Raw genomic sequence first — 25,289 nt, forward strand, 5'->3', positions numbered from 1 at the left:
CCGCACCGTGATCGAGGAGAGCGAGCGCCATGAAGGCCACCTACACGTTCGACGTCTTTTCCAGCCTCGACGGCTTCGGTGCCGCCGACGGCGACTGGACCGGCTACTGGGGCAAGCAGGGGCCCGAGCTCCTCGACCGTCGCCTCGCCCTGTACGGCGAGGAACAGCGGATGGTCTTCGGAGCCAACACATATCGGGCCTTCGCCCGGATGCTGGCCTCCGGCACCCATGAGTCCGACGTACGCGACCCGTGGGTCACCCGGATGCGGAACCTCCCGGCCACGGTCGTGTCGAACACATTGGCAGGCCCCCTCGACTGGCCGGACGCGAACGTGGCGAGCGGCGACGCCGTGGAGGTGGTCGCTCGGCTCAAGGAAGCGTCCGAGGTCCCGCTGCGCTCGCACGGCAGTCTGTCGATGAACCGGGCGCTGATGGCCGCCGGTCTCGTCGACCGGGTCCAGGTGACGCTTTTCCCTGTGATCACCGGCCGGACCGGACTTGAGCCGGTCTTCCAGGGCGCAGCCGACTTCGACCTGGAGCTGATCGAGCACAGGACGCTCGACGGCCACATCCAAGAGCTCGTCTACCGGCCCACTGTGCACCTCTGAGCCCGCCGACGCGTCAGTCGGCGCATCCGCGGCCCGGTCCGTCATCCGTCCAGTGCGCGGCCCGCAGCGCTTCGGGGAGCACCTCCCGCGCGACGTCGCGGAACTGTGCGCCCTCGTCGACCGTCGCGTCCTTGCCGCCGTCGTAGATGCTCCTCATCGCCCGCTGCGTCCACTCCGGTTCCAGGCGTTGCCAGTCCGCAGCGAGACGCCGCAGGAACATCAGGCGGAAGCGTGCCCTGGTGTCACGGTCGTCGGGGGCGAAGCTGTTGAGGGCCGTCTGCAGACAGACGTCGAATGCCGCGGTCAGCTCCCGTGCGGTGCAGTCCTGATCGATGCGCAGCCACAGGGTGATCATCGCGTGGGCGGCCGAGACGGGCGGCTCGTCGCCGCCGTCGAAGAAGGTGGTGACGGCTGTGTCCCACGGGCCCGCCAGGGGTTCGAGACCATGGACGACGACGTCGTCGAGAACATCGCAGAGGAAGTGGGACTGGGCGCGCAGGGTCGTGTTCTGGTGCGTGATCCAGGAGAACCAGCCGCCCTCCCTGCACGCGGCCTGCCGCAAGTGGTTGTCCCGGTCGTGGTCGTACGCCCAGTGCGCGTCCAGCGGTCCGGGGTCGGACTCCGACTGAGGCCGCAGCGACAGTCTGATGTCCCGTCGGTGACCGTCCCAGAAGCGTTCGAGTGCCAGAGTGGCGACCAGTCCGCGCCACGCCTCCATGGGGCACTGCGAACGCCACAGCAAGGCGGCGGCCCGCCACGCCGGTATGACGTCGTGCTCCTGGGGGAACAGCTCGCGGCCGGTGAGCTCTCCCGCCGTCGCCACGGCGAGCACCAGCAGGTTCACCGAGTACCGGGCGGGCCCGGCGGTCACCGGCTGCCGGTTCGGCACGTAGTTGCCGTACCGGGTGTCATGCCGTGCCTCGCCCGCGTGCCGGAACAGGTCGAGCAGCACGTCGCGCACGCCGTGCCGGCGGGACTCCGGCAGGGCACGCAACCGTTCGCAGGCGAAGGAGACGGTGGTCCCGCGCGTGGTCAAGGGCATGGAGGAGAGCAGGGCGTGCAGGAACGCGTCGTCGATCACCGCGGGTCGACTGCGGCGTGTCGAGGAGTTCCACGCGGCGGCCAGCTCGTCCAGTTCCTGGACCACGAGTCGCGCGACCAGGTACTCCCCGAACGTGGCGTGCAAGAATTCGTAGGTACGCAGGCGCAGGCCGTCGCGGTTCGCCCGCGACTCGTGAACGAAGTAGAACCGGCCGAGCACGATGTCCGCCGTGCTGAGCGTGGCCCGCAGGCCGAGCGCGGCGTCTGCCCGGCCGGTGTCAGGAGCGAGTGCGGACAGGTCGGCATCGAGTTCGGCCACACCGATCCACTGCCGTCCCCGGTTGAACATGGCGAAGGCGACCAGGGACAGCTGAGCCAGCTGCCGTTCCACCGCCGCGTCGAGGTCTTCCTCGGCCAGGCCCGCGGCGGCCTTGCGGACCTCCCTGGCGGCGAAGCTGGTGAGGAGCCGTTCATAGAGTTCCCCCTCCCCCAGCGACTCGTCGCGGTGTTGCAACGCGTTCTCGTCCGCGTCGTACAGAGCGAGCAGGAGCAGCAGCAGTGGCTGGGACGCCAACTCCCCGTATCCCAGCACTACATCGGGGTCCAAGGGGCGGAGCCCACGAGCCGTGAAGCCGGTGGCATTTGTACGGTTCCACATCCGCAGCCACCAGGTGACCTGGGCGTTGCTGAACGGTTCCAGGCGCAGAACGAGCATGCCCTCCGCAGGCCGTGCCCGGTCCGCGACCGAGGTCCGGCTGGTGACGACGACAACGACGGGGCGTCCCTGAGCCATCTCCCGACGCTGGAAGTCACCGGCCTTCTGCAGATAGTCGCTGTGACTGGCGCCCGTCGCCTGGAGCAACTCGTCGAAGCCGTCGAGGAGGACGACGGGCAGCGCCCCGGCCGCACGCCGCACGAGCTGGGGCCAGGTCACCGCTTCACCCGTGGTCGACCGCACCGCCTGCTCGATCTGCGTCTGCAGATCCGCCTCGGCGGCCGCGTCGCGCAGTTCCACGCGTACGACGAGGAAGTCCGCTGGTGGCAAGCGTGCCGCGAGGACTTGGGTGAAGACGGATTTGCCCGATCCCGGCTGGCCGAGGACGACCAGCGGGGCGCGGGCGGCCCGTGGTGAGGTGAGATGACCGAGCAGGAAGCGGTCGAGATCCTCGCGGACATGCTGTTCCGCCCACCACTGCTCCTCGGCGAACCGGTCGGCGGGCCCCACTTCGGCCACGCGGAAGTCCGGACTCACATAGGCCGCGCCGAGCGCCGGGAGGCTCAGTCCGTCCAGGACGTCCCGCGAGGTGAGGATGGGCCGGTCGAGCACTGCTGCGTGCGCGCGGGCCAGCCCCGTCAACCAGGGGTCCGGGGTCCGGGGCGACGCCATCTCGGACAACGCCGCGCCGAGTTCGTCGAGACCGGCCCGCAAGGAGCGGAGCTGGGACCGAGTGGCCTGGTGGTCGACCAGGTTCGCCCAGAAGGCGATTTCCGGGAAGTCCAGGGCGAGCTGCCGGAACAGCTCTTCGTATCGTGCGCCGGCCCGGTCCGGCAGCCCCTCGGACACCGTTTGCCGGAATCGGAGCCGCTGGGTGTCGTCGAGCCGGTCCCAGACCGCGAGTCCGGACACGAAGCGGGTGACCTCGCCCGACAGACGCAGATAGAACCCGCTCAGTGCCGCGAGGGCCTCCTCATAGGGCCGGTGGGGCGACGGGACGGGCACTTCCGATCGCAGCAGGACATCGGCCAAGGCATGGAGCCGACGGGAGTCGGGGCACTCCCCTGTGGCCAGGCCCACCTGTTCGGCCCTGCTCATCTCCAAGTCCTCGGCGCCGCACGGAAGTTCGGTCTCCGCCAACACCTCGAAGTATGCGGAGAGCGCCACCACGGCGTGGGCCGCTGCCAAGCGTTCGCCGCGCTCGAAGCGGGCGAGGCCGCGTGCCCGTTCACCCAGACCGTTCACGAGTCCGGCGCCCAGCCGAGCCAGGTCCCCCCGGACGTCAAACAGACTCGCGGCGAAACCCGCCCCCGCGGCCGACGACGCGAGCAGCAGCCCTCCGGTCAACCGATCGAGTGCCGCCACGGCGGCGTCCTCGCGGCCCCCCAGCAGCCGGACGGCGTCCTGATAGCTCAGCCCCGCGTGCCCCATGCGGCTGCTCCCCCGGCTCGACTGCCCACCCCGCCGACCAGTCTCCCGGACGGACTGCTTGATCCCTAGTCCCTGCGGTACTGCGCAGGCGACCCCTTGGTTCCCTCGTCCTCGTACGAGCCCGCCTTGCCGCGGTCCACGTGGAACTTCGTCAGCGTGGTCACCGGGGAGTTCGGGTCGCGGCGGTCGCCGATGACGCGCATGTGGGTGGTGAAGCGCCGGGGCGTCACCTCGTACACGTCGTAGCCGTAGCGGTTGCCCTCGAAGTACTTCAGGTGGGGGTTGGCCTTGCCCATGAGGGGGCCGTTGGCGGTGTTCCACTCCGGCGAGTAGGCGCCGGAGGTCACCGAGTGGGCGGTGAACTCCGTGCCGATCAGGGGCGAATCGGGCTGGTCGAAGTCGGTTCGGACGTCGTCGACGAACGCCGAGTGCCAGTCGCCGGTGATGACGACCAGGTCTTCGAGGCCGCTCCGGTGCACGTGCCCGAGGACCTCCTTGCGTTCGGCGAGGAAGCCGTCCCACTGGTCGGTGAACATGTACGAGCCGCCCGGCCTGCCCCGCAGCTGGCTCAGCATGATCGAGTTGGCCCACACGTGCCAGGAGTCCGGGGCGCGGTCGACGGCGCGCTTGAGCCAGGCCTTCTGCTCGGCGCCGAGGATCGTGCCGTCGCGCAGGTTCTGCGCGGAGCGGTACGAGCGCAGGTCGAGGATGCTCAGTTCGAGCAGGTTGCCCCAGCGGCGTACGCGGTGGATCTCGGGGTCGGGCAGGGCCATGCCGCCGAAGGAGTCGCGGTGCGGCATGTGCTCGAACCAGGCCTGGTAGGCGGCCGCACGGCGGCGCATGAAGGGGGCCCCGCCCCCGGTGCCGCTGTAGTCGTTGACGACCTCGTGGTCGTCCCAGGTCAGGAACCACGGGTGGGCGGCGTGCGCCTCGCGCAGCGACTTGTCCCCCTTGTACAGGGCGTGCCGCTTGCGGTAGTCGGCGAGCGTCAGGATCTCCGGACCGTCGTGGTCGCGTACGTGCTGCTCCGGTACGCCGCCGACCTGGCCGTGCTCGTAGATGTAGTCGCCGAGGTGGACGACGAAGTCCACGTCCTCGCGGGCGATGCCCCGGTGCGCCGCGTAGAAGCCGTCGTGGAACGCCTGGCAGTTGGCGGCGACGAAGGTGACCTTGGACACCCGGCCGCGCGGCGCGGTCTTCGTACGGCCGACGCGGCTGGTCCTGCCGAGTGCCTTGAACGCGTACCAGTAGTGGCGGCCGGGCACGAGACCGCTCACCGGCACGTGCACACTGTGGCCGAGCGTCGCGGAAGCCGGCGTGGTGCCGCGGGCGACGACGTGCCGCAGCCGGGCGTCCCTGGCGACCACCCAGTCGACCTCCACGACCTCGGGAAGTCCCTGTTCGGCGGCGAGGGGTTCGGGCGCGAGTCTGGTCCACAGGAGCACCGAGTGCGGCTGCGGATCGCCGGAGGCCACGCCGAGCGTGAACGGCGCCGGGTCGTACTCGGCGCCGAGGTGCTCGGCCGCCTCACGGGCCTGTGCGGGGGTGAGTCCCGGGGCCAGCGGCCAGGCGAGGTTCAGCGCACCGGCAGCCGCGGCGGCCTTCAGCAGATCACGGCGGTTGACGGTCATCGGTGGCCTCCGGCGGCGCTGAGGGTGAGGGAGAGGGCGTCCGCGTAACCGTCGTTGGAGGTGCCGCCGCCGCTGCGGGTGAAGACGAGGAGGAGCCGCGCCGAGCGGGCGGTGGGCGGCACCGCGGCTTCGGCGGTGCGCTCCACGAGGCCCGTGCGCCCCGCCCGGTCCCCCGAGTCCACGGGGCCGAGGACGCTCAGGGCGACCGGCGTGCCCTTGGCGTCACGGAACTCCACGGAGAACCTGGCGCCGTCCTCCTGCCCGGCGTAGCCCCCGAGCCAGGCGGAGAGGGTGTAGCGCACCCGTCCCGCGTCGACGGCCCGGCGCCCGGTCCGACCGGTCCTGGGCAGGGAGACGTCCTGGACCAGGGTGGTACGCGCGCTGTTGCCGCCCGAGAAGAAGCGGCTGCCGCGCCGGTCGGGACCGGGGTCCGCCGCGGTCGGGTAACCACCGCCGAGGCCGTAGGAAATGAGCGCCGGGGCACCCTGAGCGACCTGCCAGCCGCGGACCTTCGCGACGGGGTCGGCGGTGCCGCCCGCCCCGCTCTCCGCGTCGCCGTTGACGACCAGATTCACGCACGCCTCCTGTAGCTGGTGGGTTGAGCGCGCTCAGCCCACCAGCCACGCGTGAACCAGAAGAAGCGTTCCGGCGAATTCTGTTACGCCCCACCTGCGCAGCGGGGCCCCGGGCGGGACGTCAGGCCAGGCGGGTGGCCTTCAGGCCGTGGAGCGGGTACTCCGCCGGGAGCTTCTGCGGGTCTCCCGGGACGGTGATCTGCACGTCGACCGTCCGCGACTGGCCTCCGGGCAGCAGCTGTTGCTGCTGCGAGTCGATGTACGCCTTGCCGTCCTGATAGATGACGTCGACGCCGGAGGCGACGACCTTCACCCCCTGCACGGTCGGCAGGTCGAAGGAGATCCTGAACTTGTGCACGTCCTCGGGCTGGTGAGTGGACTTGCTGACGGCCGTGAGGTTCAGGTGGAAGCTGTACACCTTGCCTCGCGGGTCGCTGCTCTCCCACGCGGTGGCGAACGACTTCGTCACCTCGATCTCGTCGTAGCTGGGCGGCACGGGGAGCGGGGTGATGCGGCCGGCGCCGTTCATGACCTCCAGGTCGTGAACGGGGATCTTTCCGCCGCCGATCCGCTTCGCGTGGTCGGGAACAGTCGACTTCGTGAGGTCGAGCTGGTTCACGTTCCCGGCGGAGTCGACCGCGAAGAACATGCCGTCGTCGTCGAAGAACGTGGCTGAGTACGACTTGCGGGATCCGACCGAGGAGCTGGCCTCGGCAGGCTCGAAGACCTGCCGCTTCAGCACGGTCTTCATGGGCTCCCTGGATCGGTCGATGAAGAGCAGATCGCCGTTGTCGCCCTCGACCGAGATCAGCCGGCCGTCCTTCGGGTGATGGGCGAAGTCGTCCCACCTCCCGCTCCCCGGCGTGTGGCCCTTCGTCGCCGTCTTCGTGACGAGGTCGATCGAGTAGCTCGGTTCGCCCGGATCGCTCACGACGAAGAGGGTCTTCCCGTCGACGTCCGTGTCCCCGTCGTACCAGGGCTTACCGCTCGGCAAGCCCTGGACGGGCTCGTGCGTGACCTTGCCGGCCTCCACGTCGATGGTGACCAGTTCGTTCCCGCTCACGGCGAAGAGCAGCGGTTCCTTGCCTTCGCCGCGGTACTGCGCGCCCATCGCGGTGTAGCCGGCCGCGTAGGCGGGAACACCGTCGACCAGCCGGGTGTCTCCGTCGATGGGGTCGAAGCGGTAGATGCGGGTGTTCGTCCTGCCTACCGCGAGATAGACCTTGCGGTGCGCCATGGCGTCGTCCCTTTCGTCCGCAACGGGTGGTCGGCCCACAGTGACGCGAGCCGCATCCGCCCACAAGGACGTGAAGTAGTCGGCCGATTACAACGGGTTGCGCAAGAAGTCGCGTTGACATCCGTCACACCAGGCACGCCGCGCCACCTGAGACCCGGCACCCGGCCCGCGGTGACCCGCGCCCGGCCTCGCCCGGCAACCCCGATGCCCACGCAACCGATGAGCCGATCGGCCGCCGATCAGCCACATGTTCCTCTCCGGACACCGGGCGGCCGGGCCCCGGCCGCCCGGTTGGCTGACAGCCCATTGTCCGCAATGGGCCTACGGAGCAAGGTCGGTGGCCATCCGGGCCGAGCACCACGCGTGACATCTCAGGAAGCCACCGGCAATGGTTGCCCGCTGCACGTGAGTACGGCACAAAAGCCCGCTGGAGCGCGCTGCCCCACTGATGCAACCGACGCATCCGCACCGTGGACGGCACGCGACGCATTGACCCCCGGGGCTCCACGGTGTTGCCTCCCCTTCTCCAGCGCTCCACGTCGTCGACACAGGACTCAGCAGGAGGAACCGATGACCGTTCGCCGGTGCGTGACAGCCGCCGCCTGCACCGCACTCGCCGCGCTCTGCGCCGCCGCCGGTCTCCCTCCCACAGGCACTTCCGCCTCCGCCGCCGCCGCGCCCCGCACCGAACGCGTGAGCCTCGGCGTGGCCGGTGCCGAGAGCAACGCCGCTTCCACCAACCCCTCCATCAGCGCCGACGGCCGCTACGTCGCCTTCGTCTCGGAGTCCCGCAACCTGGTCGCGAACGACACCAACGGCACGCCCGACGCCTTCGTCCGGGACATGCTCACCGGCAAGACGGAGCGCGTCAGCGTCAAGAGCAACGGCAAGGCGAGCCACGGTGTCGTACGGGAGGTCTCGCTCAGCCCCGACGGGCGGTACGTGGTCTTCACCTCCACCGCCGACGATCTCGTGAGCGGCGACCCCAACGACCTCGACGACGTCTTCCTGCACGATCGCAGCACCGGCAGAACGCAGCGGATCAGCCCCACGGGCGCGTCCTACGACGGGCTGCGCAGCCTCCTGACGTACGGCCCGGTGGTCAGCGGGGACGGCCGCCACGTCGCGTACGCCTCGGGCGCCGAGGATCTCGTGGCGGGTGACGCCAACAAGCGGGACGACGTCTTTCTGTACGACCGGAAGACGAAGAAGACGGAGCTGGCGCAGCTCACGAACGCGGGCGGACACGGCGAAGGGGATGCGTACGAACCGGCGTTCGCGGGCGGCTCCGGCGGTCGGTACCTCGCCTTCACCTCCAACACCACCGACCTGGCGGGCGTGGAGGACCATGCGTCCGCGACGGACGTCTTCCTGCGCGACCGCGAGAAGGGCACCACGGAGCTCATCAGCATCCCGCACGGCTACAACCGCAAGACCCCGTCCTGGGGCGCGTCCCTCAGCGGCGACGCCCGCTTCGTGGCGTTCACTTCGGCCTCCAGGGTGCTCCGCCCCGAAGGACCGGCTCCGACCGGTGCGCACAACGTCTTCCTCTACGACCGCGAGTCGAAGCGCATGCGGCTGGTCGGCGCCGCCCAGGACGGCACGCCTGCCGACGCGGGCAGCGACGACGTCTCACTGAGCGGCGACGGACGCTTCGCGGCGTTCACCTCCGCCGCCTCCAACCTCACCCCCGATGCCGACGACAGCAGCGCCGACGTCTTCCTGCGCGACATGGTGACCGGCGAGGTGCGCCTCGTCAGCGTCGAGAGCGAGCCGGTGTCCGAGGACACCATGCCGGGGCGGCGGACCGGCGTCACCGACGGCGGCGGCGCGGTGGTGTTCGACTCCCCGGCCGGGAACCTCGTGCCCGGCGACACGAACGGCACGGCCGACGTCTTTCTGCGCCGTCTGCGCTGATCAAGGCCGAGGGTCCGCGGCGCGGTCTCCGCCGGCCTTCGACGGGCCCCCGCCCCGGCGCGCGTTGAGCCGGGCGGCCTGGCGGGTCAGGTGGGCGCGCTCCGCGAGGTTCGTGGCCTTCGCGGCCGCGTCCGTGTAGAGCCGCGCCGCGACCGTCGGGTCCCCGTCGCGCTCGTGGAGGTAGGCCGCCACGGCGGTGTGGCGGGGCAGGGAGTCGTCCAGCGCCGCCAGTGCCGCGAGGCCCGCGCGCGGGCCGTCCGCCTCGCCGACCGCCACCGCTCGGTTCAGCCGGACGACCGGGCTGTCGGTCAGGGCCGCGAGCTCGTCGTACCACTCGACGATCTGCACCCAGTCGGTCTCCTCCGCGGTGGGCGCGTCGGCATGGAGTGCCGCGATGGCGGCCTGGGCCTGGAACTCGCCGAGCCGGTCGCGGGAGAGCGCCGTCTGCAGGATCCCGATGCCCTCGGCGATCGCCCGGGTGTCCCACCGGCTCCGGTCCTGCTCGGCGAGCGGCACCAGACTGCCGTCGGGTGCGGTCCGCGCGGCGCGTCGGGCGTGGTGGAGCAGCATGAGGGCGAGCAGCCCCGCCACCTCGGGGTGGTCGATCGCGGCGGCGAGCTGCCGGGCGAGCCGGATGGCCTCGGCGGCGAGGTCGACGTCGCCGGAGTAGCCCTCGTTGAAGACCAGGTAGAGGACGCGCAGCACGGTGGCGACATCGCCGGGCCGGTCGAGCCGCACGCCGGACACGGTGCGCTTGGCCCGGCTGATGCGCTGCGCCATGGTCGCCTCGGGCACCAGGTAGGCCCGGGCGATCTGGCGGGTGGTGAGTCCGCCGACGGCGCGCAGCGTGAGCGCGACGGCGGACGACGGCGTCAGCGACGGGTGAGCGCACAGGAAGTAGAGCTGGAGGGTGTCGTCCGTGGCGGGTGCGGGGCCCGGCGCGGGTTCCTCGTCGACCAGGTCCTCGCGCCGACGGCGGGACGCGTCCGCCCGGGTCGCGTCGAGGAACCGGCGCCAGGCCACGGTGACCAGCCAGCCCTTCGGGTCCCGTGGCATGTCGCCCGGCCAGACACGGACCGCCTCGACCAGCGCGTCCTGCACGGCGTCCTCGGCCGCCGCGAAGTCAGCTCCGCGGCGGACGAGGATTCCGAGCACGCTCGGGGTGAGGCTTCGGAGCAGGGCCTCGTTCACTTCCGGTGTCACTCCGTGATGGTGGGCGGCTCGGCCATGAAGGGGCGCAGCTCCAGCCACTCGTGGATCGGCTTCCCGCCCGCGCCGGGGGCGGCCGACAGCTCCCCGGCCAGCTCGACGGCGCGCTCGTAGCTGTCGACGTCGATCACCATCCACCCGGCGATGAGGTCCTTGGTCTCGGCGAACGGGCCGTCGGTGACCGGCGGGCGCCCCTCACCGTCGTACCGGACCCACGCCCCTTCGGGAGCGAGCGCCTGGCCGTCGACGAACTCGCCGGTCCCCTCCAGCCGGGCCGCGAAGTCCTGCATGTACTGGATGTGGGCCGAGATCTCCTCGGGCGTCCACTGGTCCATCGGCGTGCAGTTCACCGCCTCCGGAGCTCCGCGGTAGTGCTTGAGAAGCAGGTACTTGGCCATGGTGTTCTCCTCGGTGCCGGTGCGTCCCATTGTGGTCGCTCGGGGTCGCTCTCACTGCTGGGACGGAGCGGGCCACGGGTTCTCGACATCACCTGACGTCATCGGGGGAACTTTTTTCGGCGCCGCTCACACCCTGCTGAGCGGCGCGGCCGTACGCGTGCGGTGGGCGAGGCGCGCCTTGCGCGTGGCGACGTCGACCGTGTACGCCTCGACGGTCATGGCCCGCTCGGACACCTTCAGCACCATGAAGCCGTGCTCGGAGAAGTTCTGCCAGGTCGACGGGTGACCGAAGTGGGCCTTGCCGTCGCCTGCCTTGCCCGCGGCGCCGCACACGATCTGCCGGGTGCCGCCGGTGCGGGCGGTGGGCTCCAGGATCTGCAGCGTGTGGTCGTGCCCGGACAGGATCAGGTCGGCGCGCCCGCACACCACCTCCTCGTACAGCTCCTTGAGGTGGATGCCACTGGTGTAGTGGCCGATGACGAACCCGTCGTACGAACCGGCGCTGCCGTGCTTGCCGTTGTTGAGGTACGGGTGGTGGCCGAGCACGATCTTCCAGCGGGCGCGCGATGCCTTGAGGGCGCTGTCCAGCCAGTTGCGCTGCTCGCGCATGTAGGGGCCGTTCCACCAGTAGTGCGGATCGAGTTGCGCGACGTACGAGGAGACGGGGTTGGTGTCGATCGCGAAGAACTCGACGACCGGGTCGCTGTCGGCGGCGGCCGTGGCGGGCAGGGCGACGTTGTAGTAGCGGCTCGGCATGTACCAGCGGCGGGAGCCCTGCGCGTAGGTGACCTCGCGGTCGCCGCGCGACGGGTCGCCGCCGCTGCCCGGGATCAGCCCCGAGCAGTCGTGGTTGCCGAGGACCATCAGCCACGGCATGTCCAGACCGGAGTTGGGGTCCTCGAACTTGGTGCGGAACTCCGAGTCGTCGGCGGACTCGGGACCGTTCTCGTAGATGTTGTCGCCGAGGCCGACCGCGAGGCCGATGCCTTCGGCGCGGCACACCTCGCGGGCCGCGGCGGCCACCGCGTGCTGCGCCTCGTCGCCCGTACCGGCGTCGCCGGTGAGGAGCACCGCGTACTCGCCGGAGCGGTTCGGGCCGGTCGGCAGGGGGAACTTGCCGGTGCGGGCGGTGGCCGCGGCGGCGGTCTGCGTCCCGCCCTGCAGGACGGTCAGCGCCGCCGCCCCCGCCATCACGCCGCCCAGCACGGTCCGGCGCCGCGGTGCCCGCATCTCCCGGACCCGCTCCCCCACCGGTCCTTCGGACAGCGCCGGGTCGGCCCGCAGCCACTGTTCTTCGGTCAGGTCCGCGCTCGGTGGTATCAGCTCGTCATCGCACATGGAGGGTTTCTCTCACGGGAGGGCGGGCGGATGGTGGGGAACCGATGAACTCCTGGTGGACGAATGGACACGGATGATCTTCAGGCCGCCTCCACCACGTCCGTCGGGTCCACCGGGCCGCTGCCCTTGGCGAACTGCGTCCGGTACAGCTCGGCATACCGTCCGTCCAGGGCCAGCAGCTCGTCGTGCGTGCCGCGTTCGACGATCCGTCCGGCCTCGACGACGAGGATCTGGTCGGCGGACCGCACGGTGGAGAGCCGGTGGGCGATCACCACGGCGGTGCGGCCTTCGAGCGCCTCGCCCAGTGCTTCCTGGACCGCGGCCTCGGAGGTGTTGTCGAGGTGCGCCGTCGCCTCGTCGAGGATGACGACCCGCTGGCCCGCGAGGAGCAGCCGCGCGATGGTCATCCGCTGGCGCTCGCCGCCGGAGAGCCGGTATCCGCGCTCCCCGACGACCGTGTCCAGACCGTCGGGCAGCGAGCGTACGAGGTCTTCGAGGCGCGAGCGCCGCAGTACGTCCCACAGCTCGTCCTCGCTCGCGCCGGGCCGGGCGAGGAGCAGGTTGTCGCGGACGGACTCGTGGAAGAGGTGGCCGTCCTGCGTGACCATGCCCAGCGTGGCCCGCATGGACTCGGCGGACAGGTCCCGCACGTCGACGCCCCCGATCCGCACGGCGCCCCCGTCGGTGTCGTACAGGCGCGGCAGGAGCTGCGCGATGGTCGACTTGCCCGCTCCGGACGAGCCGACGAGTGCGACGGTCTGGCCGGGCTCGGCGCGGAAGGAGAGTCCGTGCAGGACCTCGTCGCCGCCGCGGGTGTCGAGCGAGGCGACCTCTTCGAGGGAGGCGAGGGAGACCTTGTCGGCGGCCGGGTAGCCGAACCGGACGTCGTCGAACTCGATGGCGACGGGCCCTTCGGGCACCGGCACCGCGTCCTTCTTCTCTTCGATGAGGGGCTTCAGGTCGAGCACCTCGAAGACCCGCTCGAAGCTGACGAGGGCGCTCATCACCTCGACCCGCGCGCCTGCCAGTGAGGTCAGCGGCGCGTAGAGCCGGGTGAGCAGCAGGGCCAGCGAGACGACGGCGCCCGCCTTCAGGGATCCTTCCAGCGCGAAGTACCCCCCGAGGCCGTACACGAGCGCCAGCGCGAGGGCCGACACCAGGGTGAGGGCGGTGATGAACGCGGACTGCGCCATGGCGGTGCGTACGCCGATGTCCCGCACCCGGTGGGCGCGTGCGGCGAACTCCGCCGACTCGTCGCCGGGGCGGCCGAACAGCTTGATGAGGGTGGCGCCCGGCGCCGAGAAGCGCTCCGTCATCCGTGTGCCCATGGCGGCGTTGTGGTGCGCGGCCTCGCGCTGGAGCTTGGCCATCCGCGTCCCCATCCGGCGTGCGGGCACGACGAAGACCGGCAGCAGCACCAGCGCGAGCAGGGTGATCTGCCAGGAGAGCGTCAGCATGACGACGAGGGTCAGGAGCAGCGTCACGACGTTCCCGACGACGCCGGACAGGGTGTTGCTGAACGCGCGCTGTGCGCCGACCACGTCGTTGTTGAGCCGGCTGACGAGCGCGCCCGTGCGGGTGCGGGTGAAGAACGCGACGGGCATGCGCTGGACGTGGTCGAAGACGGCGGTGCGCAGATCGAGGATGAGCCCTTCGCCGAGGTTCGCCGACAGCCATCGGCTCAGCAGCCCGAGACCTGCCTCCGCGAGGGCGATCGCGGCGATCACCAAGGCGTAGCGGACCACGGTCGAGGAGTCGGAGCCCGATACGATGGCGGTCACGACATTGCCTGCGAGCACGGGTGTTGCCACGGCGAGCAGTGCGGTGACGATGCTCAGCAGCACGAACTGCCAGATGCGTCGACGGTGGGGCCGCGCGAAGGTGCCGATGCGGCGCAGTGTGGCCCGGGCGAAGGGGCGGCGGTCCTGCTGGGCGTGCATGACGCTGTACATCTGCGTCCATGCGGTCGTTTCCATGCTCATACAGGGAACGTTAGAACCTCAACTAAACTTGAGGTCAAGCCCCCTGCCCGTACCGGACAGGGCTTTCACCCGCCTTTCGCCGGTTCGCGCTTCGGCTGTCCGCCCCTTGGCCCGCCCGTCCCTCCGTCTCCCGGCTAGCCGAGTTCGAGCGACGTGGTGCCGAAGACCCGGTCCGCGGCGTAGTCCCTGATCGGGCCCGTGTACATACGGGCCGTGTCGAAGGTGGGCTTCATGCCGCGGGCCTCGGCGAGCGCCACGGCCTCCGGGTTGGACTCGGGCACGTCCATCGCGACGGGCGCCCCGTCCGCGTCGGCCGCCAGTGCGTCCATGAGTGCCTCGGCGTCGGCGCGGGTGTCGGCGAAGAGCGGCCCGATGCGGCGGGCGTCACGGCCCTGGCGGATCACTCCGTACCCGGTCAGGCGTCCGTCGACGATACGGGCGAGCGCGCGGTGGCCCGGGGCGGCGAGCCAGGACTCCAGGAAGCGGGGCCGGTCCGCGGGCAGGCATGCGCTGTCGTACGCCATGAGAGCCCGCAGGCCCGCCGCCTCGACGGGGCGCACGTACCGGTCGGGCACGTCGACCGCGGGCAGCGGGCCGGTGTAGCGCAGCGTCCCGTGCCGCCGCTCGAAGCCGGATCGGCGGTAGTTGTCCTGCTGGGCCGGTACGCCGTCCAGGCCCACGACGCGGTCCCCGGCGTGGGCGAGTCCCGCCTGCCAGGTGGCGAGGCCCAGGCCGCGGCCCCGCAGGTCGGGGCGGACCAGGTAGTGACCGAGAAAGGCGTAGTCCTGCCCGTAGTTGACCACGGAGATCGCGGAGGCCGGTTCGCCGTCCAGGCGCCCCAGAAAGAAACCGTCGGGGTCCTGCGCGTGGAACGAGGGGGCGTCGCCGAGGCCGGGGTTCCAGCCCTCGTCCGCCGCCCAGCCCGTCACCACTCGCCAGTCGTCGAGCGTCGCCCGTGAGATCACGAGCCGCCCGGGGGCCGAATCCGTCATCGCTGCACCCTTCTCGATCCGACACGGTGGGCCGTGGGGAACCGCACCGGGTGCATCCTGCCCGAGCTGACGTCAGCCGATGCCCGCCACATGACGGTCCCGTGCGGCGCCCAGTCCGGCCACGACCTGCGGGACCAGCAGCACGAGCAGCAGGACGAGCGGCACGGTCCAGCTGTGCGAGGCGTCGTGGACGGCGCCGAGGAGGGTGGGGCCGGTGGCCGCGAGGATGTAGCCGAAGCACTGGGACATGCTGGAGAGCTGCGCCACGTGCCGGGCGTCGGGGGCCCGCTGCACGATGAACAGCAGCGCCAGGCTGATGGCCGCGCCCTGGCCGAGGCCGAGCAGCGTCATCCACAGGTAGGCCCCGCCGACCGGCGCGGCGAGCAGCCCCGCGAAGCCGAGCGCGCAGAGCACGGCGCCGAGCGCGGCCAGGGTGCCCGAGCGCAGCCTGCGGCCGACGATCACCGGGGCGAGGAAGGAACCCGCGATGCCGAGCAGCGAGGAGAAGGAGAGCATCCAGCCCGCGTCGCCCGGGGCCATTCCGGCGTCCTGGAACACGGTCGGCAGCCAGGCGGCGGCCGCGTAGTAGTTGAGGGACTGCAGGCCCATGTACGCGGTGACCTGCCAGGCGAGCGGGGAGCGCCACAGGCCGCGTACGGGGTGGGCGGCCTGATGTGCCGCCGCGGCGCCGACCCGTGTGCGCGACCGGACCTGCGGCAGCCAGACGAGCAGCGCGACGACCGCGAGCGCACCCCAGCAGGCCAGGGTGGTGCGCCAGTTCATGCCGCTGGCCTGCTGCACGGGCAGCGTGACACCGGCGGCGAGCGCCGCCCCGCCGAACAGCGACATCGAGTACAGGCCCGTCATCAGACCGGCCTTCGCCGGGAAGTCGCGCTTGATCAGGCCGGGCAGCAGGACGTTGGCGACGGCTATGCCCGCGCCGATGACGACGGTGCCCGCGAAGAGCGCGACGACCGAGTCGAGCAGGCGCAGGGCCGTGCCCGCGCAGATCAGCAGCATGGTGCCGAACAGGGACCGCTCCATGCCGAGGCGGCGGCCGAGCCGCGGCGCGACGGGCGCGAGCAGGCCGAAGCAGAGCAGCGGGAGCGCGGTGAGCAGGCTGGTCGCGGCGGCCGACATGCCACTGTCGTCGCGGATGGTGTCCGCGAGCGGGGAGACGGCGACGAGGGCGGGGCGCAGGTTGAGGGCGAGCAGTACGACGCCGATGGCGAGGTGGAGCACGTGGCGGCCGGCCGTCGGGGGCGAGGCGGGGTCCGGGCCCGGCGGAGCCCCGGTGGTGCTGTCGTGTGCGGCCTCGGCGGTCGCCGGTGCTGCCTCACTCATGTGCTGCTCCTGATTCGTTCCTGTCGTGGCCGCTGTCGGGGCCGGTGTGTGGCTGCTCGCGCAGTGCGGCCATGCCCTCGTTGAGGTGGGCGAGGACCGCGGCCTCCGCGGCGTCGGCGTCCCGCGCCTCGATGGCGTCGACGATCGCCTCGTGGCCTTCGAGCTGGTGGCGCACGGAGTCCGGGACGGGTGCGCCGATGACGGACTGGACCGTGGAGCGCAGGGCGTCGCTGAGGTGTCCGTACAGCTCGGCGAGGACGCTGTTGTGCGCCGCTTCGGCGACCGTGCGGTGGAAGGCCATGTCCGCGTCGACGAACGCGGCCGTGTTCCCGCTCTGCCACGCCAGGCTGCGCTCGACGAGCGCGGCCCGGAGGGTCACGAGGTCCTCGTCGGTACGACGCTCCGCGGCGTGGCGGGCGGCGTCCCGCTCCAGGGAGGCACGGACTTCGTACGCCTCCAGGACGCCCGCACGGCGCAGCCTGCGCTGCACGGCCGCGCCGAAGTCGCTGTCCGCGCGCACATAGGTGCCGTCGCCCTGGCGGGGCTCCAGCATGCCGGTGTGCACGAGTGCGCGCACGGCTTCCCGCACCGTGTTGCGGCCCACGGCGAGCTGCTCGACGAGGAGCGGCTCGGCCGGGATCTTCTCGCCGACCTTCCATTCGCCGTCGCCGATGAGGCTCTCCATCTGGGCGATGACGAGGTCGACGAGGTTGGTCCGGGCGGCGCTGCGCAGCGGCATCGGTCGGCACCTTCTCTGCTGGACACGGGTGGACATGGGAACATCCCATGTTTCACGTTCACAGACATCGGAACATCCCATGTTTCCGGCTGTCAAACCCGCCCGCAGGGCGTGAAGGCGCGCCGAGCCGGTCCGCCCTGAAGGTTTTACCCGCCGAGTTTGGTCTAGACCTTGACAGGTTCAGACCATTTTCGCTTGAGTCGCGACACCCACACCGGCGGCGCGGCCCCCGCAAACCCCGCCGCCACAAGGAGAGTTGGCATGATCAGACGCCTCACCAGCTTCGCCGCCGCACTCGCCGCCCTCGGCGCGATGATCGTCCTGGGACCGGCCGCGACCTCCGCGTCCGCCGCCGAGTGCGCCGCACCGTGGAACTCCTCGTCCGTCTACACGGGCGGCAAGTCCGCCTCGTACAACGGGCACAACTGGACCGCCAAGTGGTGGACCCAGAACGAGACCCCGGGCCGTTCCGACGTCTGGACCGACCAGGGCACGTGCGGCGGCGGCACGGACCCGGGCAACCCCGACCCGTCGGGCTTCGTCGTCAGCGAGTCCCAGTTCAACCAGATGTTCCCGAACCGGAATTCGTTCTACACGTACAAGGGCCTGACCGACGCCCTCAAGTCCTACCCGGCCTTCGCGAACACCGGCAGCGACACCGTGAAGCGCCAGGAGGCCGCGGCGTTCCTCGCGAACGTCAGCCACGAGACCGGTGGCCTGGTGTACGTCGTCGAGCAGAACCAGAGCAACTACCCGCACTACTGCGACAAGACCCAGCCCTACGGCTGTCCCGCGGGGCAGGCCGCCTACTACGGCCGCGGTCCGATCCAGCTCAGCTGGAACTTCAACTACAAGGCCGCGGGCGACGCGCTCGGCATCGACCTGCTCAACAACCCCTACCTGGTCGAGCAGAACCCGGCCATCGCCTGGCAGACGGGCCTTTGGTACTGGAACACCCAGAACGGCCCCGGCACCATGACCCCGCACAACGCCATGGTCAACGGCGCCGGGTTCGGCGAGACCATCCGCGCCATCAACGGCACCCTGGAATGCAACGGCGGCAACCCCGGCCAGGTCCAGAGCCGCATCGACCGCTACAAGGCCTTCACCCAGATCCTGGGCACCACACCGGGCGCCAACCTCAGCTGCTGACGCCCCGGCCGCACCGCTTCCCGGCGCGGCACCCACCCCTCCGACGCGCCGCGAACGCCCTCGCCGGGCGGGCCCTCAACCCCTCGGGCCCGCCCGGCACTTCGCCGCCCGTCAGACCAGCGGCTCCAGCCGGAACACCGGATGCCGCGCCACCTCGGCGGCGAACTCCTCGTCCGTCGAATCGCCCGTCACGTCGAAGTAGGGCCGGGTGACGGGCACTTCCCGCCAGTACTGGCGCAGCACCGGCACGCTCTCGGCCGGTCCGAGCTCGACCACGCGCACGGTCTCCGACCCGCCGCCCCGGCCAAGACCGATCTCCCCCGCCGCGCGCGCGTTGCGTACCCACTCGCTGACCCCGTAGGCGGCGACGACCCACCGCTCACCACCGGCCGACATCACGTCGACCGGCGTGGAGTACACCCGCCCGGACTTCCTGCCGCGCACGGACAGGTTGTACCGGTACGCCTTGCCGATCCCGCGCCGGGTCATCGCGTGGAACACCCGGTTGATCATGCGCGTGCCGGCATTCATGCGGTACGCCTTGGCCATCGCCCCTCCTCGTGTCGAACGGTCGGAGCCTACGGCGTGCCGGGCGGCGCCCTCCCCCCCTACGACGCGGCGAGCAACTGCGCGGCGGCGCCCCGGGCCTGGCGCGCCGGTTCGGGCGAGCCGGAGATCGCGGCGGCCGTCATGGCCCCTTCCGCGAGCAGGACCAACGGGCCGACGGCCGACGCGGCGCCGCCCGCGGCCCGCACGAGGCCGGCGACGTAGTCGCGGAAGGCGTCCTTGTGCGCCCGGACGGTGTCGGCGACGGCGGCGTCCACCGCACCGAGTTCACCGAAGGAGTTGACGAAGGCGCAGCCCCTGAAGTCCGGCTCGGAGAACCACGCGTACAGCCAGTCGTAGACCGCGAGGACGCGCTCCCCGGCGTCCTCCGTCCCGTGCACCTCGTCCACGTACGCGGCGAGCCGTCCGCGCCAGCGCCGGTCGCGGCGCTCCAGGCAGGCGAGGACCAGCTCCGACTTCGACGGGAACACCCGGTAGAGCCGCTTGAGCGAGACACCGGAAGCGGTGCGCACCTGATCCATGCCGACTGCCTGGATACCGCGTTCGTAGAAGAGGGCTTCGGCGGCGTCGAGGAGTCTCGTCCGGGCTTCCGCTTGCTCCATGGAGGCTCCCCGCCAATTGAGAACGTACGTTCTCACACCGTACACCGCACGTCAGGACTCTTGCACCGGCCACCACCGTTGCGCGAGAACGTTCGTTCTCCTAAGGTGGCGACGCCCGGAGGAGAACGATCGTTCTCTCCGTGCCCGACCGTACCGACAGGGAGCGAACCATGACCACGACCACCATCCGGCCCCCCGTCCCGCCCTTCACCCGGGAGAGCGCGACCGAGAAGGTCCGCCTCGCCGAGGACGGCTGGAACAGCCGCGATCCGCGGAAGGTGGCGCTCGCCTACAGCGAGGACTCCCGCTGGCGCAATCGCGCGGAGTTCGTCACCGGGCGCGAGGCCGTCGTCGGCTTCCTGTCGCGCAAGTGGGACCGCGAGCTCGACTACCGGCTCATCAAGGAGCTGTGGGCGCACGACGGCCACCGCATCGCGGTGCGCTTCGCCTATGAGTGGCACGACGACTCCGGGCACTGGTACCGCTCGTACGGCAACGAGAACTGGGAGTTCGACGAGAACGGCCTGATGCACACCCGTCACGCCTGCATCAACGACGTGCCCATCCGCGAGAGCGACCGCCTGTACCACTGGCCGCTCGGCCGCCGCCCCGACGACCACCCCGGCCTCACCGAACTCGGCCTCTGAGAACCCGGTCGCGACCGTAGGCAGCGGCGCGAGTCGGCGGGATGCTGGGCGGGCGCTCACCTCGACCGGGGGGAAATCCGCTGTGAAGGCCATCGCGCAGGACGTCTACGGCACCGCGGAAACACTGCACGTACGGGACATCGGCCTCCCCTCTCCCGCCGAGGGCGAGGTGGTGGTGCGCGTGCACGCCGCCGGCGTGGGCCCGGACGTGTGGCATCTGATGAGCGGCCTGCCCCTGATGGTCCGCCCGGTCTTCGGACTGCGCAGGCCCAGGAATCCCGTGCGGGGCTGGGACGGCGCCGGACGCGTCGAGGCGGTCGGCGCGAAGGTGACGGACTTCGCGCCCGGCGACCCGGTCTACGGGCGGCTCGACGGCTCGTTCGCCGAGTACGCGCGCGCCAAGGCCGACTGGATCGCGCCGAAGCCCGCGAACGTGACCTTCGCGCAGGCCGCTGCCGTCCCGGTGTCCGCCGTCACCGCCCTGCAGGCGCTGCACGCCAAAGCGGGTCTGCGGGCGGGCCAGAAGGTTCTCGTCATCGGCGCCTCGGGCGGCGTGGGCAGCTTCGCCGTCCAGCTCGCCGTCGCCCACGGCGCCGAGGTCGTCGGGGTCTGCGGGACCGGTGCCGTCGAGTTCGTGCGCTCCCTGGGCGCCACCGAGGTACTCGACCACACCCGCCAGGAGATCACCGACGGCCCCCACCGGTACGACGTCGTCCTCGACGCCGCCGGCAATCGCCCCCTGCCCCTGCTGCGCCGCACCCTCACGCCGAGCGGCACCCTCGTGCACATCGGAGGGGAGGGCGGCAGCCGTTGGCTCGGTGACACCGGCATCCAGCTGCGGATGGCCCTGCTGACCCGCTTCACCCGGCACGACCTCCTCGGCCTGCTCGCCGTCGTACGCCGGGCGGACCTGCTGACCCTCACGTCCCTGATCGAGAGCGGCGACATCACTCCGGTCGTCGACAGCACGTACCCCCTGGACCGGGCTCCGGCCGCCGTCCGCCATCTGGAGAAGGGCCACCCCCGGGGCAAGGTCGTCCTGACGGTGACGCCCGAGGCCTGAGAGCCTCCGGCTCCGCTGCGTGTTTCCCCCCGGCGCCCTGGGCACCCGGTCCGCGACAGCGGCTCGGTCCCGCGCACGGCCGCGCGGCCGAACCGCCCGCCCTCGGCAAGGAGGTCCACATGGCCACCGCACACGAAACACCGGGCGGCCGACTCCCGCATGCCCCCGCACCCATGTCGGCCTACGGTGGAAATCCCGGGGCCGCATCGCGTGCGGCCGCACAGCCGCACGCCTCACTGGAGGCCTGACATGACCCTCGCCGCGAGCGGAGCCACATCACTGCTGCTGATCGTCGGCGTGGTGATCGTTGCCGTCCTTCTGTTCCTCTTCTGGTTCGGAAGGCGGCAGGTCGCCCGCCGTCCCGCCCCACCGCAGGAACCCCAGCCCCGCGCGGACTCCTGGGAGGAGCCCGACGAACATCCGGACCATCACCACCATCACGGCCGTCCTCCCGAGTCCCGCTAGACCCCCCGCAGGCACCCCGAGCCCGAGGAGGAACCGCATGCCCATCGCCACGATCGACCCGGCCACCGGCGAGACCCTGGAGACCTTCGAGGCTCTTCCGGGCGACGAGGTCCAGCGCCGTCTGGCGGCGGCCGAATCGGCGTACGCCCACCACCGCACCACCGGCTTCGCCGAGCGCGCACGCCTGCTCGACCGCGCCGCCGACCTGCTGGAAGAGGACACGGCGGACATCGCACGCACCATGACGACCGAGATGGGCAAACCGGTGAAGGCCGCCAGGGCCGAGGCCGCGAAGTGCGTCAAGGCCATGCGCTGGTACGCGGAGCACGCCGAGGCCCTCCTCGCGGACGAGCACCCGGCCGAGAAGGACGTGCGCGACTCGGGCGCCTCGCGGGCGATCGTCCGCTACCGTCCGCTCGGCGTCGTACTGGCCGTGATGCCGTGGAACTTCCCGCTCTGGCAGGTCATCCGCTTCGCCGCCCCCGCTCTCATGGCGGGCAACGTCGGCCTGCTCAAGCACGCCTCGAACGTGCCGAGGACCGCCCTCTACCTCCAGGACCTGTTCACCCGCGCCGGTTATCCGGAGGGCTGCTTCCAGACGCTGCTGATCGGCTCGGGCGCCGTCGAGGACGTCCTGCGCGACCGTCGGGTGGCCGCTGCGACCCTCACCGGCAGCGAGCCCGCGGGGCGTTCGGTGGCGTCCGTCGCGGGCGACGAGATCAAGAAGACCGTCCTGGAACTGGGCGGCAGCGATCCGTTCCTCGTGCTGCCGAGCGCCGACGTCGAGCGCGCCGCCGCGACCGCGGTGACCGCCCGGGTGCAGAACAACGGTCAGTCCTGCATCGCCGCCAAGCGGTTCATCGTGCACGCGGACGTCTACGACGCCTTCCGCGAGCGGTTCGTCGCCGGGATGCGCGAACTGACCGTCGGCGACCCGATGAGCGAGGACACCGATGTGGGTCCGCTCGCGACCGAGCAGGGCCGCGCGGACCTCGAGGAGCTCGTCGACGACGCGCTGGGCGGCGGCGCCACGGCGCTCTGCGGCGGACAGCGCCCCAAGGAGCAGGAGCGGGGCTGGTACTACTCCCCCACCGTCCTCGCGGACGTCACCCCGCAGATGCGGATCCACCGCGAGGAGGCGTTCGGCCCGGTGGCCACGCTGTACCGCGTCGCCGATCTGGACGAGGCCGTGGAGCTGGCCAACGACACGCCGTTCGGGCTGAGTTCCAACGTGTGGACCCGCGACGACGCTGACGTCGAGCGGTGCGTACGGGACCTCCAGGCGGGCGGTGTGTTCGTCAACGGAATGACCGCATCCCATCCCGGACTGCCCTTCGGCGGCGTCAAGCGCTCCGGTTACGGCAGGGAGCTGTCGGGCCACGGCATCCGCGAGTTCTGCAACGCGACGACGGTCTGGCACGGCGCGTAGCGGGGCGATGACGGTCGCCCGGGCCCCCGTGGGGGCCCGGGCCGCTCACGCCGACAGCAGCGAGTCGTCCAGGGGCCTGGCGCCCGGCAGCCGGTGTCCCGCCGCCACGACCGCCGCGTCGACATCGCTGGTGCCGGTGGCCAGGCACAGGCTGTAGGCGACGTCTTCGTACGCCTGACGGCTCTCCGGGCTTCCCTGATCGGCGCGGAGCAGGGCGAGGGTCTTGTAGCGCTCCAGCAGGTCTTCGAGTACGAGGGGGTGCGCCAGCAGCACGAGAGGCTCCACGGGGTCGGGTGCAAGGGTCGCTCAGCATCCCGGATGCCCGCCCCCGACGCCGCGAATCACGCGCAACGCCTCCGTTTGTCGTCCCGGCGGTTCGTCGTCAGACTCGAAGCTGTGGACGCGTCGAACAGCAACCCCACGGACAGCGGCACCAGCGAGACCACGCGCACCTCCGGGACCGCACCGGAGCCCCGCGACAACGGCCGACGCGAGACCGAGGACGAGCGCGCCGACCGGCAGTGGGCCGAGTTGATCCAGGAAGTACGGGTGGCGCAGACCGGTGTGCAGATCCTGTTCGGCTTCCTCCTGACGGTCGTCTTCACGCCCCGGTTCGCCGAGCTCGACGACACCGACCGGACCATCTACATCGTGACGGTGATCCTCGGCTCGACGGCGACGGGCGCCCTCATCGGCCCCGTCTCGTTCCACCGCATCGTCGCGGGGCGCAGGATCAAGCCGCACGCGGTGGTGTGGGCGTCCCGGCTGACCCTCGTCGGGCTGGTCCTCCTCCTCGGCACCCTGACGGCGGCGCTCCTCCTCGTGCTGCGGGTCGCCACCGACAACACCGTGGTGCCGTGGCTGGTGACCGGTGTCGTCGCCTGGTACCTGCTGTGCTGGTTCGTGCTGCCCGCGTGGGCGCGGTACAAGCACACCTCCGCCGACTGACCCGGGCCGCTCAGGTGTCGGCGTTCTTCCCTATGTACAGCTCGGCGAAGGCCGCCGCCCCCGTCGGCGAGCCGAGGAGCCTGCGCAGTCGCGCGTCCGCGGTGCCCGCCTCGAAGGGGTCGCCCGACGAGGCGCCGTGCAGCACGTCCGCGAACCACTGCGAGAATTCCTGGTACTGCCACACCCTCGGCAGACACGCCGCCGAGTAGCCGCGCAGCCCGCTCTCGTCGCCGTCCGCCGCGTACGCGACGAGTGCGTCGCCCAGCAGGAACGCGTCGTGCAGGGCGAGGTTCATGCCCTTGGCCGCGATGGGGGCCGTGAGGTGGGCGGCGTCGCCCGCGAGGTACAGCCGCCCGTGGGACATGGGCTCCACCACGTAGTTGTGCATGTCCAGGACGCGTCGTTCGACGATGGGTCCCTCGGTGAGCGGCGGCGCTCCGTCGGCCGCGAGGCGGGCGTGCAGCTCCGACCAGACGCGGTCGTGCGGCCAGTTGCCCGGGTCGTCGCCGGGCGGGCACTCCAGGTAGTAGCGGGTGATCTGCGGGCTGCGGGCCATGTGGGCGGCGAATCCGCGGGGGTGGAGGCCGAAGACGACGCAGTCCGAGGACGGCGGCGCCTCGGCGAGCAGCGCCAGCCAGCCGATGCCGTAGTCGCGCCGGGCGACGGTGACCTGCTCGGCGCCCAGGTGGGCCCGTGTCACACCGCGCGCGCCGTCGCAGCCCGCGACGGCGGCGCAGTCGATGCGCACGCGCTCCCCCGTGCCCGGGTCGGTGTACGACACCGCGGGCCGGTCGGTGTCGATGTCGTGCAGTGCCACGTCGCGTACGCCGAACCGGATGTCGCCGTCCGCCACGTCCGCGTAGGCCCGCACGAGGTCCGTCACCAGCAGCGGCTGCGGGTAGACGAAGTGGCGGTGCCCCGAAAGTTCGCCGTAGCGGAACCGGTGGCGCTGCCCGGCGCTGCGGAACTCGCACTCGGTGTGCACCTGCGCGTGTTCGAGCAGCCGCCCGGCCAGCCCGCGCCGCTCCAGGGCGCGCACCGCCCACTCCTCAAGGAAGCCCGCGCGGGGCCGCTGTTCGATGAACTCCCTGCTCTCCGTCTCGAGGACCACACAGTCCACGGAGGCGGCGCGAAGGATGTTGGCAAGGGTGAGCCCGGCAGGTCCGGCGCCCACGACTACGACGGTCATCCCGGAATTATGGCGTGCCCACGCCAAGGGGAGACACGGCGTCCGCTCAGGCATCCGATCGGGGCGTCCC

Annotated in this window: 22 protein-coding genes and 1 pseudogene; 8 read left to right on the top strand and 15 right to left on the bottom strand. The window is 71.4% G+C overall.

Going from position 1 to position 25,289, the window contains the following annotated elements:
- The first annotated feature begins 29 nt into the window (after nucleotides 1-29).
- Nucleotides 30-608 carry a dihydrofolate reductase family protein gene (locus tag AOK03_RS23810; RefSeq protein ID WP_055567374.1) on the top strand — a complete coding sequence of 193 codons (579 nt, stop codon included), beginning with the start codon at nucleotides 30-32 and terminating at the stop codon, nucleotides 606-608.
- A gap of 2,515 nt (nucleotides 609-3,123) precedes the next feature.
- Here AOK03_RS23810 and AOK03_RS45225 read toward each other — a convergent pair.
- From AOK03_RS45225 to AOK03_RS42040, 4 genes and pseudogenes are all read right to left on the bottom strand, one after another.
- Nucleotides 3,124-3,795, bottom strand: a pseudogene (locus AOK03_RS45225) (NACHT N-terminal helical domain 7-containing protein); the annotation flags it as partial.
- A 65-nt stretch (nucleotides 3,796-3,860) separates the two neighbouring features.
- Nucleotides 3,861-5,426 carry an alkaline phosphatase D family protein gene (locus tag AOK03_RS23820; protein ID WP_055567376.1) on the bottom strand — a complete coding sequence of 522 codons (1,566 nt, stop codon included), beginning with the start codon at nucleotides 5,424-5,426 and terminating at the stop codon, nucleotides 3,861-3,863.
- Nucleotides 5,423-6,001 carry a hypothetical protein gene (locus AOK03_RS23825; RefSeq protein WP_055567377.1) on the bottom strand — a complete coding sequence of 193 codons (579 nt, stop codon included), beginning with the start codon at nucleotides 5,999-6,001 and terminating at the stop codon, nucleotides 5,423-5,425. Before AOK03_RS23825 ends, AOK03_RS23820 begins: the two co-directional genes overlap by 4 nt.
- Before the next feature lie 121 nt (nucleotides 6,002-6,122).
- Entirely contained in the window at nucleotides 6,123-7,238 is a 1,116-nt protein-coding gene (locus AOK03_RS42040; protein WP_055567378.1) for a hypothetical protein, read from the bottom strand.
- Between the two features lie 570 nt (nucleotides 7,239-7,808).
- On the opposite strand from AOK03_RS42040, the gene AOK03_RS43195 reads away from it, so the two are divergent.
- The gene (locus tag AOK03_RS43195; RefSeq protein WP_055567379.1) at nucleotides 7,809-9,155 is read left to right on the top strand and encodes a TolB family protein; all 1,347 of its coding nucleotides are present in this window, start codon (nucleotides 7,809-7,811) and stop codon (nucleotides 9,153-9,155) included.
- Here the strand turns inward: AOK03_RS43195 and AOK03_RS23840 are convergent, their stop codons facing one another.
- The 7 genes from AOK03_RS23840 to AOK03_RS23870 all read right to left on the bottom strand — a co-directional run bounded on the left by AOK03_RS23840 (nucleotide 9,156) and on the right by AOK03_RS23870 (nucleotide 17,157).
- Nucleotides 9,156-10,346 carry an RNA polymerase sigma factor gene (locus AOK03_RS23840; RefSeq protein ID WP_055567380.1) on the bottom strand — a complete coding sequence of 397 codons (1,191 nt, stop codon included), beginning with the start codon at nucleotides 10,344-10,346 and terminating at the stop codon, nucleotides 9,156-9,158.
- 8 nt (nucleotides 10,347-10,354) lie between these two features.
- Nucleotides 10,355-10,762, bottom strand: a complete 408-nt coding sequence (locus tag AOK03_RS23845) for a YciI family protein (RefSeq protein WP_055567402.1) — start codon at nucleotides 10,760-10,762, stop codon at nucleotides 10,355-10,357.
- Between the two features lie 126 nt (nucleotides 10,763-10,888).
- A complete protein-coding gene (locus AOK03_RS23850; RefSeq protein WP_079074922.1) occupies nucleotides 10,889-12,100 on the bottom strand; it encodes a metallophosphoesterase in 1,212 nt (403 codons plus the stop codon).
- 80 nt (nucleotides 12,101-12,180) lie between these two features.
- Complete coding sequence (locus AOK03_RS23855) at nucleotides 12,181-14,082, bottom strand: ABC transporter ATP-binding protein (protein ID WP_055567381.1); 1,902 nt, start codon at nucleotides 14,080-14,082, stop codon at nucleotides 12,181-12,183.
- Between the two features lie 134 nt (nucleotides 14,083-14,216).
- Nucleotides 14,217-15,074 (bottom strand): GNAT family N-acetyltransferase, encoded by an 858-nt coding sequence (locus AOK03_RS23860; protein ID WP_055567382.1) that lies wholly within the window; start codon nucleotides 15,072-15,074, stop codon nucleotides 14,217-14,219.
- Between the two features lie 72 nt (nucleotides 15,075-15,146).
- Complete coding sequence (locus AOK03_RS23865; RefSeq protein ID WP_055567383.1) at nucleotides 15,147-16,418, bottom strand: CynX/NimT family MFS transporter; 1,272 nt, start codon at nucleotides 16,416-16,418, stop codon at nucleotides 15,147-15,149.
- Complete coding sequence (locus AOK03_RS23870) at nucleotides 16,411-17,157, bottom strand: FadR/GntR family transcriptional regulator (protein ID WP_055567384.1); 747 nt, start codon at nucleotides 17,155-17,157, stop codon at nucleotides 16,411-16,413. The genes AOK03_RS23865 and AOK03_RS23870 overlap by 8 nt, the downstream gene beginning before the upstream one ends.
- Nucleotides 17,158-17,418: 261 nt before the next feature.
- Between AOK03_RS23870 and AOK03_RS23875 the strand changes: the two genes are divergently transcribed.
- Nucleotides 17,419-18,309, top strand: a complete 891-nt coding sequence (locus AOK03_RS23875; RefSeq protein WP_055567385.1) for a glycoside hydrolase family 19 protein — start codon at nucleotides 17,419-17,421, stop codon at nucleotides 18,307-18,309.
- Between the two features lie 111 nt (nucleotides 18,310-18,420).
- Here the strand turns inward: AOK03_RS23875 and AOK03_RS23880 are convergent, their stop codons facing one another.
- The gene (locus AOK03_RS23880; RefSeq protein WP_055567386.1) at nucleotides 18,421-18,858 is read right to left on the bottom strand and encodes a nitroreductase/quinone reductase family protein; all 438 of its coding nucleotides are present in this window, start codon (nucleotides 18,856-18,858) and stop codon (nucleotides 18,421-18,423) included.
- A 59-nt stretch (nucleotides 18,859-18,917) separates the two neighbouring features.
- Complete coding sequence (locus AOK03_RS23885) at nucleotides 18,918-19,478, bottom strand: TetR/AcrR family transcriptional regulator (protein WP_055567387.1); 561 nt, start codon at nucleotides 19,476-19,478, stop codon at nucleotides 18,918-18,920.
- A gap of 170 nt (nucleotides 19,479-19,648) precedes the next feature.
- Here AOK03_RS23885 and AOK03_RS23890 point away from each other — a divergent pair, with 170 nt between their 5' ends.
- From AOK03_RS23890 to AOK03_RS23905, 4 genes are all read left to right on the top strand, one after another.
- On the top strand, nucleotides 19,649-20,125 hold the full coding sequence (locus tag AOK03_RS23890; RefSeq protein WP_055567388.1) for a nuclear transport factor 2 family protein: 477 nt from the start codon (nucleotides 19,649-19,651) through the stop codon (nucleotides 20,123-20,125).
- 82 nt (nucleotides 20,126-20,207) lie between these two features.
- The gene (locus AOK03_RS23895) at nucleotides 20,208-21,188 is read left to right on the top strand and encodes an NAD(P)-dependent alcohol dehydrogenase (protein WP_055567389.1); all 981 of its coding nucleotides are present in this window, start codon (nucleotides 20,208-20,210) and stop codon (nucleotides 21,186-21,188) included.
- Between the two features lie 249 nt (nucleotides 21,189-21,437).
- On the top strand, nucleotides 21,438-21,653 hold the full coding sequence (locus tag AOK03_RS41175) for a DUF6479 family protein (protein ID WP_079074923.1): 216 nt from the start codon (nucleotides 21,438-21,440) through the stop codon (nucleotides 21,651-21,653).
- A 37-nt stretch (nucleotides 21,654-21,690) separates the two neighbouring features.
- Nucleotides 21,691-23,082: an NADP-dependent succinic semialdehyde dehydrogenase gene (locus AOK03_RS23905; protein ID WP_055567391.1), complete on the top strand. Its 1,392-nt coding sequence runs from the start codon at nucleotides 21,691-21,693 to the stop codon at nucleotides 23,080-23,082.
- A 45-nt stretch (nucleotides 23,083-23,127) separates the two neighbouring features.
- On the opposite strand, the gene AOK03_RS23910 is transcribed toward AOK03_RS23905, so the two are convergent.
- Nucleotides 23,128-23,367 carry a DUF5133 domain-containing protein gene (locus tag AOK03_RS23910; RefSeq protein ID WP_425264403.1) on the bottom strand — a complete coding sequence of 80 codons (240 nt, stop codon included), beginning with the start codon at nucleotides 23,365-23,367 and terminating at the stop codon, nucleotides 23,128-23,130.
- 111 nt (nucleotides 23,368-23,478) lie between these two features.
- Between AOK03_RS23910 and AOK03_RS23915 the strand changes: the two genes are divergently transcribed.
- Nucleotides 23,479-24,030, top strand: a complete 552-nt coding sequence (locus AOK03_RS23915) for a DUF6328 family protein (protein WP_244177716.1) — start codon at nucleotides 23,479-23,481, stop codon at nucleotides 24,028-24,030.
- A 10-nt stretch (nucleotides 24,031-24,040) separates the two neighbouring features.
- Here AOK03_RS23915 and AOK03_RS23920 read toward each other — a convergent pair whose 3' ends face one another.
- A complete protein-coding gene (locus AOK03_RS23920) occupies nucleotides 24,041-25,219 on the bottom strand; it encodes a 4-hydroxybenzoate 3-monooxygenase (RefSeq protein ID WP_055567393.1) in 1,179 nt (392 codons plus the stop codon).
- Nucleotides 25,220-25,289: the final 70 nt, after the last annotated feature.

It is taken from the genome of Streptomyces atriruber (assembly GCF_001418325.1).
Lineage (GTDB): Bacteria > Actinomycetota > Actinomycetes > Streptomycetales > Streptomycetaceae > Streptomyces > Streptomyces atriruber.